Below are 12,899 nucleotides of genomic sequence, written 5' to 3'. Positions count from 1 at the left end.
CGACCGACGGGTTCAACCAGACCATCGTGCTGCAGGCCCCCGAGGGCGTCACCTACGCCGACGTCGTCGTCGTCCTGCAAGCCCTTCTCGACCGACACGCCATGCTGCGACTGCGCGTCGACGACACCGTGGACGGCTGGTCGCCGACTGTGCCCGAGTCGGGTGCGGTCGACGCCAGCGCGTGCGTGTACGCCGTGCACGCGCTGTCCGACGATGCGGTACGCCTGGCCCGGTCTCGGATGGATCCGAGTACCGGTGTGATGCTCAGTGCCCTGTGGGAACGATCAACGCGCCGGCTGGCGTTGATGATTCACCACCTGTCCGTGGATGCGGTGTCGTGGCGAATCCTATTGGAAGACCTCAACATCGCGTGGGCCCAACACCACAACGGGGAACCGGTGGCCCTGCCCGCCGTGGGCACGTCGTTCGCCCGTTGGGCCTCGGTGCTCGGCGAACACGCTCGCACCGACGCGGTGGTCGGCCTCGCCGAGACCTGGCATCAGATCGCCGCCGTCCCCGCTGCGCTGCCCGCCGTGCGACCCGACGTCGACACCTACGCCACCGCTGGGCATCTCTCGGTGTCGCTCGATGCCGCGACCACCCGCCACCTACTCGGTGAGGTGCCCGCCGCGTTCCACGCGGGCATCAACGACATCCTGCTGATCGCGTTCGGTTTGGCATGGGTCGAGTACCTCGGTGGCACGGGCAGGCCGATCGGCGTCGACGTCGAGTGGCATGGCCGCGACGAGGACATCGTCCCCGGCCTCGACCTGTCCCGCACCGTTGGGTGGTTCACCGCCAAATACCCGGTGGCACTTGCTCTTCGCGAGCTACCGTGGGGGCAGATCACGGCAGGCGATCCCGCTCTCGGCTCCGTCGTCAAGGACGCCAAGGAACAGCTCCGCGCCCTGCCCGATCCCCTGACCTACGGGTTGCTGCGCTACCTGAACCCCGACGTCGACCTCACCCGCCCAGACCCCACGATCGGCTTCAACTATCTCGGCCAACTCCGTGGCGCCGCCGAGATGTCCGGAGCACTCTGGCAGGTCTGCCGAGACGACTCGTCGGTCAACGACTGTGCCGCAGCGATTCCCATGCCACTTGCGCATACCGTGGCGCTCAACGCCGGCACCGTCGACACCGACGGCGGTCCACAGCTGCATGCGAACTGGACGTGGGCGCCCTCTGCGCTGAACCACGATCAGGTCAGTCGGATCGCCGAACTCTTCTTCGACGCGTTGAGCGGCATCTGCGCCCACGTCCTCGACGGCGGCGGTGGTCTGACGCCCTCGGACATCGCCCCCACCCGACTCGACCAAGAGCAGATCGACGAATTGCACCGGCGGTACCACGTCGCCGACGTCCTGCCGCTGATCCCGCTTCAGAGGGGTCTGCTCTTCCACGCCGCCACCACGCGGGCCGTCAACCCCGACGACGTCTACGCGATGCAACTCGACGTCACCGTCACGGGCCCGGTGGACCCCGACCGGCTGCGCGACGCAGTCCAGGCGGTGGCCGCCCGCCACCCCCACCTGGCGGCTCGGTTCTGTGAGGAGTTCGACGAGCCGGTACAGGCCATCCCCGCGGATCCCTCGGCGGCGTGGCGCTACATCGTGCTGAACGGAGACGACTTCGACGAACAGATTCAGTGGGTATGCTCCGCTGAGCGCACCGCGGTCTGCGACCTCACCAACCCGCCGGCATTCCGGGCCGCTCTGATTCGCACCGCGCCGGATCGACACCGGTGTGTCTTGACCTTTCATCACATCGTGCTCGACGGCTGGTCGCTGCCGATCCTGCTGCAGGAGATCTTCGGCAGCTACTTCGGGCACCGGCTGCCGGCACCGGTGCCCTACCGCCGGTTCGTCGAATGGCTCGGCGATCGGGACCTCGATACCGCCCGTGATGCATGGCGTACGCTGCTGGCGGGTTTCGACACCCCCACCCTGATCGGCGTACCCGGTCAACTGGGACGACGGGGGGTCGAGTCGTTCACTGTGCCCGACGATCTCACGCGGGGACTCGTCGAACTGGCCCGCTTACGGCACACCACCATGAACACCGTCCTGCAAGCCGCATGGGCTCAGATACTCATGTGGCTGACCGGTCAGCACGACGTCGCCTTCGGGACCGCCGTCTCAGGGCGGCCAGTGGAACTGTCCGGCGCGGAGTCGATGGTGGGATTGTTCATCAACACGGTGCCGGTGCGAGCCACCCTGAACTCGACCACCTCGACCACCGATCTGCTCGAGCAACTGCACGAGGCGCACAATCTCACCCTGGAGCACGAGCACCTGGCGCTCAACGAGATTCACCGCATCACGGGCCACGATCGGCTGTTCGACACCCTGTTCGTGTTCGAGAACTACCCGATCGACACCGACGCCATGTTCGAGGCCAACGGGTTGGCCATCACCGACGTCACCACCCGCGAACGCAATGAATTTCCGCTCACCCTGCAAGCGATGCCAGGTGAGGAAATTGGCCTGCGCATCGAGTTCGACACCAACGTCTTCGACGCCGACCGCATCGACGCCCTGATCGACAGATTCCAGCGGGTGCTGACGACGATGACTTCGCAACCGGGACAGCAGTTGTCGACACTGGACGTCATCGATGTCGACGATCGGGCCACATTGGACGAGCTGGGCAACCGCCGCGTGCTCGATCAGCAGACCACGGTGGTGTCGGTTCCGGGGTTGTTCGCCGAGCAGGTGCGGCGGTGCCCGGATGCGGTGGCCGTGACCCAAGGGACGCGGTCAACCACCTACCGCGAACTCGACATCGCATCGAACCGGTTGGCACACCTGCTATCCGAGCTCGGGGCACGCCCCGGACAGACCGTCGCAATACTGCTACCGCGCTCCGCGCACGCGATCACCGCCATCCTCGCCATCCTCAAGACCGGCGCAGCCTACCTGCCGATCGACCCGGCCCATCCCGACAGCCGCATCGAGTTCATGCTCGCCGACGCCACGCCGGTGGCCGTCGTCACCACCACCGAACTGACCCACCAATTGGCCGGGTACGACGTCCCCATCCTCGACCTCGGGGATTCCCGCATCGATACCCGGGCCAGCCTCGCGCTGCCACTGCCCGCCGCCGACGACGTCGCGTACGTGATCTACACCTCGGGCACTACCGGGGTCCCGAAAGGCGTTGCCGTCAACCACCACAACGTCACCCGCCTCTTCGAACACCTCGACCTCGGAGTCACCCTCGGCCCAGACCAGGTGTGGACCCAATGCCACTCCTACGCCTTCGACTACTCCGTCTGGGAAATCTGGGGAGCACTGCTCCACGGCGGACGGCTAGTGGTCGTCCCCGAGGAGATCACCACCTCAGCGCAGGACCTACACACCCTGCTCGTCGACGAGCACGTCACCGTGCTCAGCCAAACCCCCTCCGCCCTGACCGCGCTCTCCCCCGCCGGACTCGACTCGCTCACGCTGATGGTCGGCGGCGAAGCCTGCCCACCAGACCTGGTGGCGCGCTGGGCGCCGGGACGGGTGATGATCAACGGCTACGGCCCCACCGAAACCACGATTTACGCCACCATCAGTAGGCCTTTGACCCCAGGACCCGGATCCGTACCCATCGGCGTCCCCGTCTCCGGCACCGCCCTGTTCGTCTTGGACCCCTGGCTACGACTCGCCGCACCGGGAGCCACCGGCGAACTCTACGTCGCAGGCCGCGGCGTCGGACTCGGCTACCTACACCGAACACCCCTGACCGCATCACGATTCCTCGCGTGCCCCTTCGGCCAACCCGGCGCACGGATGTACCGCACCGGCGACCTCGTCCGCTGGGGCGAGGACGGCCAACTGCGGTATTTGGGCCGGGCGGACGACCAGGTGAAGATCCGCGGCTACCGCATCGAACTCGGCGACATCCACGCCGCCCTCACCGCTCTCGACGGGGTCGAGCACGCCGTCGTCATCGTTCGCGAGGACCATCCCGGCGACACCCGTCTCGTCGCCTACCTCACCGGCACCGCCAACCCGACCGCCGCCCGAACCGCACTACGCCACACACTGCCCCCCTACATGATCCCTACCGCGATCATCGCCCTCGACGTGCTACCCACGACGGTCAACGGCAAGCTCGATACCGCCGCCCTACCGTCGCCGGAGTACGTCTACGGCGATCGCTACCGCGCCCCCGTCACACCGGTCGAGGCGATTCTCGCCGAGATCTACGCCCAGGTACTCAACGTCGAACGGGTCGGAATCGACGACTCCTTCTTCGACCTCGGCGGCGACAGCATTCTGGCAATGCGGATGGTCGGCGCAATCAATTCCGCCCTGGACGCCGATCTCTCGATTCGAGCCCTGTTCGACGCGCCCACGATCGCCCGCTTGACGTCGCACCTCGACGAGGTCGGCAGGCATCGTCAGCCGCTAGTCGCCGGTTCGCGTCCCACGGTCATTCCGTTGTCGTTCGCCCAGAACCGACTGTGGTTCATCGACCAACTGCAGGGTCCGTCCGCGGTGTACAACATGGCCACCGCGCTGCAGATCCGTGGAGGCCTCGACGTCGTCGCATTGGGGCTGGCGCTGGCCGACGTGATCGGCCGTCACGAGAGCCTTCGCACCCTGATCATCGCGCCAGACGGTGTCCCGCAACAGCTGGTAGTCGCGCCCGACGAGGCCGACTTCGGCTGGGAACTAGTCGACGCCACCACGTGGCCAGCCGAACGACTGCAGGAGGCCGTCGCAGAGACCGCGAGCCACGCCTTCGACCTGAACGTCGAAATACCATTGCGGGCGCGGCTGTTTCGGATCGCCCACAACGAGCACGTCCTGGCGGCGGTCGTCCACCACGTCGCGGCCGACGGCTGGTCGATCACCCCGCTGACGCGGGACCTCGGAGAAGCCTACTCCAGCCGGAGCGTCGGCCAGGCTCCGCGGTGGACGGCGCTCCCGGTGCAGTACGTCGACTACACACTCTGGCAGAGGGCGCAATTCGGCGACATCGGTGACAGCGCGAGCCTGATCGCCGGGCAGGTGGACTACTGGCAGGACGCTTTGGCCGGGATGCCGGAACGGTTGGAGTTCCCGACCGATCGGCCCCATCCCCCGGTTGCCGATCAACGTGGCGCGAGCGCAGCAGTGGACTGGCCCGTCGAGTTGCAACGTGAGGTGCGCGCCACCGCCCGTGCCCACGACTCGACGAGCTTCATGGTGGTCCAGGCTGCGCTGGCGGTGCTGCTGTCGCAGCTCAGCGGCAGTTCGGATGTGGCAGTGGGCTTTCCGATCGCCGGACGGAGCGATCCCGCGCTCGACGAATTGGTCGGCTTCTTCGTCAACACCCTGGTGCTGCGCGTCGACCTGACCGGGGACCCTACCGTCGCCGACCTGCTCGAGCAGGTACGCCGCCGCAGCCTGGGCGCCTACGAACACCAGGACGTGCCATTCGAAGTGCTCGTCGAACGGCTCAATCCCACCCGATCGCTGACCCACCACCCGCTGGTCCAAGTGGCGTTGGGTTGGCAGAACCTGCCGGGGCAGACCACCGATGACGCCGTGGCCGGACCGGCGTTGGGCGATCTCCACGTCACCCAGATGCCGATCGAAAATCGCACCGCTCGAATGGATCTGGCCTTCTCTCTGGCTGAGCGCTGGACCGAGACGGGCGAACCCGCCGGGATCGGGGGCATGGTCGAGTTCCGCACCGATGTCTACGACCACGCGAGCATCGAGGCGTTGATCGACCGGCTGCGGCGGGTACTGGTGGCCGTGACCGCCGATCCGACGGCACGGTTGTCCTCGATCGGGGTGCTCGACACCGACGAGCGCGCCCGGCTCGACGTGATCGGCAACCGCGCCGCTCTGACGAGGCCGATGGACCAGGTGTCGATCCCCGCGCTGTTCGCCCAACACGTCACGCGTGTCCCCGAATCGATCGCGATCAGCTACGGCGCGCGTTCCATGACGTACCGCGAACTCGACGAGGCATCGAACAGGTTGGCGCACTTGATGTCCAGCCGCGGCGTAGGGCGCGGGCATTGCGTGGCGCTGCTGTTCACCCGCTCCCCTGAGGCCGTCGTCGCGATCCTGGCGGTGTTGAAGGCTGGGGCGGCCTACCTGCCGATCGACCCGACGGTGCCGGCGGCCCGGATGGAGTTCATCCTCGCCGACGCGACGCCGACCGCCGTCGTCACCAGTTCCGAGCTGGCCGACCGACTCGACGGGTGGGAGCTGCCAGTCATCGACGTCCACGACGCCGCGGTGGACGCCCGACCCGCCACCCCGCTGCCGATGCCCTCAGCGGCCGACGTCGCCTATCTGATCTACACCTCGGGCACGACCGGTGTCCCCAAGGGCGTTGCCATCAGCCACCACAACGTCACCCAGTTGTTGACGTCGCTCGACGCCGGGCTGCCTACCCCGGGAGTATGGCCGCTGTGCCACACGCTGGCCTTCGACGTCTCGGTGTGGGAGATCTTCGGAGCACTGCTGCGCGGGGGTCGCCTGGTCGTCGTACCCGAGTCGGTCGCGGGCTCGGCGGACGAATTCCACGGCGCTCTGGTAGCCGAAGGAGTCAGTGTTCTCACGCAGACCCCCTCTGCCGTGAAGGTGCTGCCGACAAAGGGTTTGGAGTCGACGGCACTGGTGGTGGTCGGTGAGGCCTGCCCGGCCGAGGTGGTCGATCGGTGGGCGCGCGGCCGACTGATGATCAACGCGTATGGTCCGACCGAGACGACGATGTGCGTCGCGATCAGTGCACCACTGACACCGGGTTCGGGGGTGGTGCCGATCGGCTCGCCGGTGGCCGGCGCAGCCCTGTTCGTGCTCGACGCATGGCTGCGGACGGTGCCTGCGGGGGTCATCGGCGAGTTGTACGTGGCAGGTGCCGGGGTGGCATACGGATACGTCGGCCGCGGCGGCTTGACGGCGTCGCGGTTCGTGGCGTGCCCGTTCGGTGCGCCCGGGGCGCGGATGTATCGCACCGGCGATCTGGTGTCGTGGGGCCCCGACGGGCAATTGCGCTATCTGGGTCGCGCCGACGAGCAAGTCAAGATCCGCGGCTACCGCATCGAACTCGGCGAAGTCCAGGCCGCCCTGGCCGGTTTGGACGGCGTCGAGCAGGCAGTGGTCATCGCCCGCGAAGACCGCCCCGGCGACAAGCGCCTGGTGGGCTACCTCACCGGCACCGCCGACCCCGTTGCCGCACGGAACACGCTGGCCGAGCAATTACCCAGCTACCTGGTCCCCGCCGCGATCGTGGTCGTGGCGGCGTTGCCACTGACCGTGAACGGCAAGCTCGACGTCCGCGCGCTGCCCGCCCCCGAATACCAGCACGTCGACCGGTACCGGGCACCGAGCGATGCGGTCGAGGAGATGCTCGTCGGCATCTACGCGGACGTCCTCGGGTTGGAGAGGGTCGGGGTCGACGACTCGTTCTTCGACCTCGGCGGCGACAGCATCCTGTCGATGCAAGTGGTGGCCCGCGTCCGAGGCGCGGGTCTGACGTGCCGTCCTCGCGACGTCTTCGTCGAGCAGACCGTGGCCCGACTCGCTCGAATCGCCGGGGTGATCGCGGGACCGGACGGCCCAGCCGATGATGGTGTCGGACCGGTGCCGTCGACACCGATCATGCGCTGGCTGTACGACGTGGACGGACCGACCGACGGGTTCAACCAGACCATCGTGCTGCAGGCCCCCGAGGGCGTCACCTACGCCGACGTCGTCGTCGTCCTGCAAGCCCTTCTCGACCGACACGCCATGCTGCGACTGCGCGTCGACGACACCGTGGACGGCTGGTCGCCGACTGTGCCCGAGTCGGGTGCGGTCGACGCCAGCGCGTGCGTGTACGCCGTGCACGCGCTGTCCGACGATGCGGTACGCCTGGCCCGGTCTCGGATGGATCCGAGTACCGGTGTGATGCTCAGTGCCCTGTGGGAACGATCAACGCGCCGGCTGGCGTTGATGATTCACCACCTGTCCGTGGATGCGGTGTCGTGGCGAATCCTATTGGAAGACCTCAACATCGCGTGGGCCCAACACCACAACGGGGAACCGGTGGCCCTGCCCGCCGTGGGCACGTCGTTCGCCCGTTGGGCCTCGGTGCTCGGCGAACACGCTCGCACCGACGCGGTGGTCGGCCTCGCCGAGACCTGGCATCAGATCGCCGCCGTCCCCGCTGCGCTGCCCGCCGTGCGACCCGACGTCGACACCTACGCCACCGCTGGGCATCTCTCGGTGTCGCTCGATGCCGCGACCACCCGCCACCTACTCGGTGAGGTGCCCGCCGCGTTCCACGCGGGCATCAACGACATCCTGCTGATCGCGTTCGGTTTGGCATGGGTCGAGTACCTCGGTGGCACGGGCAGGCCGATCGGCGTCGACGTCGAGTGGCATGGCCGCGACGAGGACATCGTCCCCGGCCTCGACCTGTCCCGCACCGTTGGGTGGTTCACCGCCAAATACCCGGTGGCACTTGCTCTTCGCGAGCTACCGTGGGGGCAGATCACGGCAGGCGATCCCGCTCTCGGCTCCGTCGTCAAGGACGCCAAGGAACAGCTCCGCGCCCTGCCCGATCCCCTGACCTACGGGTTGCTGCGCTACCTGAACCCCGACGTCGACCTCACCCGCCCAGACCCCACGATCGGCTTCAACTATCTCGGCCAACTCCGTGGCGCCGCCGAGATGTCCGGAGCACTCTGGCAGGTCTGCCGAGACGACTCGTCGGTCAACGACTGTGCCGCAGCGATTCCCATGCCACTTGCGCATACCGTGGCGCTCAACGCCGGCACCGTCGACACCGACGGCGGTCCACAGCTGCATGCGAACTGGACGTGGGCGCCCTCTGCGCTGAACCACGATCAGGTCAGTCGGATCGCCGAACTCTTCTTCGACGCGTTGAGCGGCATCTGCGCCCACGTCCTCGACGGCGGCGGTGGTCTGACGCCCTCGGACATCGCCCCCACCCGACTCGACCAAGAGCAGATCGACGAATTGCACCGGCGGTACCACGTCGCCGACGTCCTGCCGCTGATCCCGCTTCAGAGGGGTCTGCTCTTCCACGCCGCCACCACGCGGGCCGTCAACCCCGACGACGTCTACGCGATGCAACTCGACGTCACCGTCACGGGCCCGGTGGACCCCGACCGGCTGCGCGACGCAGTCCAGGCGGTGGCCGCCCGCCACCCCCACCTGGCGGCTCGGTTCTGTGAGGAGTTCGACGAGCCGGTACAGGCCATCCCCGCGGATCCCTCGGCGGCGTGGCGCTACATCGTGCTGAACGGAGACGACTTCGACGAACAGATTCAGTGGGTATGCTCCGCTGAGCGCACCGCGGTCTGCGACCTCACCAACCCGCCGGCATTCCGGGCCGCTCTGATTCGCACCGCGCCGGATCGACACCGGTGTGTCTTGACCTTTCATCACATCGTGCTCGACGGCTGGTCGCTGCCGATCCTGCTGCAGGAGATCTTCGGCAGCTACTTCGGGCACCGGCTGCCGGCACCGGTGCCCTACCGCCGGTTCGTCGAATGGCTCGGCGATCGGGACCTCGATACCGCCCGTGATGCATGGCGTACGCTGCTGGCGGGTTTCGACACCCCCACCCTGATCGGCGTACCCGGTCAACTGGGACGACGGGGGGTCGAGTCGTTCACTGTGCCCGACGATCTCACGCGGGGACTCGTCGAACTGGCCCGCTTACGGCACACCACCATGAACACCGTCCTGCAAGCCGCATGGGCTCAGATACTCATGTGGCTGACCGGTCAGCACGACGTCGCCTTCGGGACCGCCGTCTCAGGGCGGCCAGTGGAACTGTCCGGCGCGGAGTCGATGGTGGGATTGTTCATCAACACGGTGCCGGTGCGAGCCACCCTGAACTCGACCACCTCGACCACCGATCTGCTCGAGCAACTGCACGAGGCGCACAATCTCACCCTGGAGCACGAGCACCTGGCGCTCAACGAGATTCACCGCATCACGGGCCACGATCGGCTGTTCGACACCCTGTTCGTGTTCGAGAACTACCCGATCGACACCGACGCCATGTTCGAGGCCAACGGGTTGGCCATCACCGACGTCACCACCCGCGAACGCAATGAATTTCCGCTCACCCTGCAAGCGATGCCAGGTGAGGAAATTGGCCTGCGCATCGAGTTCGACACCAACGTCTTCGACGCCGACCGCATCGACGCCCTGATCGACAGATTCCAGCGGGTGCTGACGACGATGACTTCGCAACCGGGACAGCAGTTGTCGACACTGGACGTCATCGATGTCGACGATCGGGCCACATTGGACGAGCTGGGCAACCGCCGCGTGCTCGATCAGCAGACCACGGTGGTGTCGGTTCCGGGGTTGTTCGCCGAGCAGGTGCGGCGGTGCCCGGATGCGGTGGCCGTGACCCAAGGGACGCGGTCAACCACCTACCGCGAACTCGACATCGCATCGAACCGGTTGGCACACCTGCTATCCGAGCTCGGGGCACGCCCCGGACAGACCGTCGCAATACTGCTACCGCGCTCCGCGCACGCGATCACCGCCATCCTCGCCATCCTCAAGACCGGCGCAGCCTACCTGCCGATCGACCCGGCCCATCCCGACAGCCGCATCGAGTTCATGCTCGCCGACGCCACGCCGGTGGCCGTCGTCACCACCACCGAACTGACCCACCAATTGGCCGGGTACGACGTCCCCATCCTCGACCTCGGGGATTCCCGCATCGATACCCGGGCCAGCCTCGCGCTGCCACTGCCCGCCGCCGACGACGTCGCGTACGTGATCTACACCTCGGGCACTACCGGGGTCCCGAAAGGCGTTGCCGTCAACCACCACAACGTCACCCGCCTCTTCGAACACCTCGACCTCGGAGTCACCCTCGGCCCAGACCAGGTGTGGACCCAATGCCACTCCTACGCCTTCGACTACTCCGTCTGGGAAATCTGGGGAGCACTGCTCCACGGCGGACGGCTAGTGGTCGTCCCCGAGGAGATCACCACCTCAGCGCAGGACCTACACACCCTGCTCGTCGACGAGCACGTCACCGTGCTCAGCCAAACCCCCTCCGCCCTGACCGCGCTCTCCCCCGCCGGACTCGACTCGCTCACGCTGATGGTCGGCGGCGAAGCCTGCCCACCAGACCTGGTGGCGCGCTGGGCGCCGGGACGGGTGATGATCAACGGCTACGGCCCCACCGAAACCACGATTTACGCCACCATCAGTAGGCCTTTGACCCCAGGACCCGGATCCGTACCCATCGGCGTCCCCGTCTCCGGCACCGCCCTGTTCGTCTTGGACCCCTGGCTACGACTCGCCGCACCGGGAGCCACCGGCGAACTCTACGTCGCAGGCCGCGGCGTCGGACTCGGCTACCTACACCGAACACCCCTGACCGCATCACGATTCCTCGCGTGCCCCTTCGGCCAACCCGGCGCACGGATGTACCGCACCGGCGACCTCGTCCGCTGGGGCGAGGACGGCCAACTGCGGTATTTGGGCCGGGCGGACGACCAGGTGAAGATCCGCGGCTACCGCATCGAACTCGGCGACATCCACGCCGCCCTCACCGCTCTCGACGGGGTCGAGCACGCCGTCGTCATCGTTCGCGAGGACCATCCCGGCGACACCCGTCTCGTCGCCTACCTCACCGGCACCGCCAACCCGACCGCCGCCCGAACCGCACTACGCCACACACTGCCCCCCTACATGATCCCTACCGCGATCATCGCCCTCGACGTGCTACCCACGACGGTCAACGGCAAGCTCGATACCGCCGCCCTACCGTCGCCGGAGTACGTCTACGGCGATCGCTACCGCGCCCCCGTCACACCGGTCGAGGCGATTCTCGCCGAGATCTACGCCCAGGTACTCAACGTCGAACGGGTCGGAATCGACGACTCCTTCTTCGACCTCGGCGGCGACAGCATTCTGGCAATGCGGATGGTCGGCGCAATCAATTCCGCCCTGGACGCCGATCTCTCGATTCGAGCCCTGTTCGACGCGCCCACGATCGCCCGCTTGACGTCGCACCTCGACGAGGTCGGCAGGCATCGTCAGCCGCTAGTCGCCGGTTCGCGTCCCACGGTCATTCCGTTGTCGTTCGCCCAGAACCGACTGTGGTTCATCGACCAACTGCAGGGTCCGTCCGCGGTGTACAACATGGCCACCGCGCTGCAGATCCGTGGAGGCCTCGACGTCGTCGCATTGGGGCTGGCGCTGGCCGACGTGATCGGCCGTCACGAGAGCCTTCGCACCCTGATCATCGCGCCAGACGGTGTCCCGCAACAGCTGGTAGTCGCGCCCGACGAGGCCGACTTCGGCTGGGAACTAGTCGACGCCACCACGTGGCCAGCCGAACGACTGCAGGAGGCCGTCGCAGAGACCGCGAGCCACGCCTTCGACCTGAACGTCGAAATACCATTGCGGGCGCGGCTGTTTCGGATCGCCCACAACGAGCACGTCCTGGCGGCGGTCGTCCACCACGTCGCGGCCGACGGCTGGTCGATCACCCCGCTGACGCGGGACCTCGGAGAGGCCTACTCCAGCCGGAGCGTCGGCCAGGCTCCCCGGTGGACGGCGCTCCCGGTGCAGTACGTCGACTACACGCTCTGGCAGAGGGCGCAATTCGGCGACATCGATGACAGCGCGAGCCTGATCGCCGGGCAGCTCGCCTACTGGCAGGACGCTTTGGCCGGGATGCCGGAACGGTTGGAGCTCCCGACCGATCGGCCCCATCCCCCGGTTGCCGATCAACGTGGCGCGAGCGCAGCAGTGGACTGGCCCGTCGAGTTGCAACGTGAGGTGCGCGCCACCGCCCGTGCCCACGACTCGACGAGCTTCATGGTGGTCCAGGCTGCGCTGGCGGTGCTGCTGTCGCAGCTCAGCGGCAGTTCGGATGTGGCAGTGGGCTTTCCGATCGCCGGACGGAGCGAT

At 67.3% G+C, this 12,899-nt stretch carries 1 protein-coding gene; it reads left to right on the top strand.

Annotated elements, in window-relative coordinates:
- Nucleotides 1–12,899: non-ribosomal peptide synthetase (locus tag JHC79_RS20435; RefSeq protein WP_296394278.1), on the top strand; the 12,899-nt coding region annotated here is incomplete at both ends.

The sequence above is a fragment of the Williamsia sp. genome (genome assembly GCF_016462415.1).
Lineage (GTDB): Bacteria > Actinomycetota > Actinomycetes > Mycobacteriales > Mycobacteriaceae > Williamsia_A.
The sequence above is the reverse complement of the archived record's forward strand: the minus strand, read 5'-3'. Positions and strand labels throughout refer to the sequence as shown.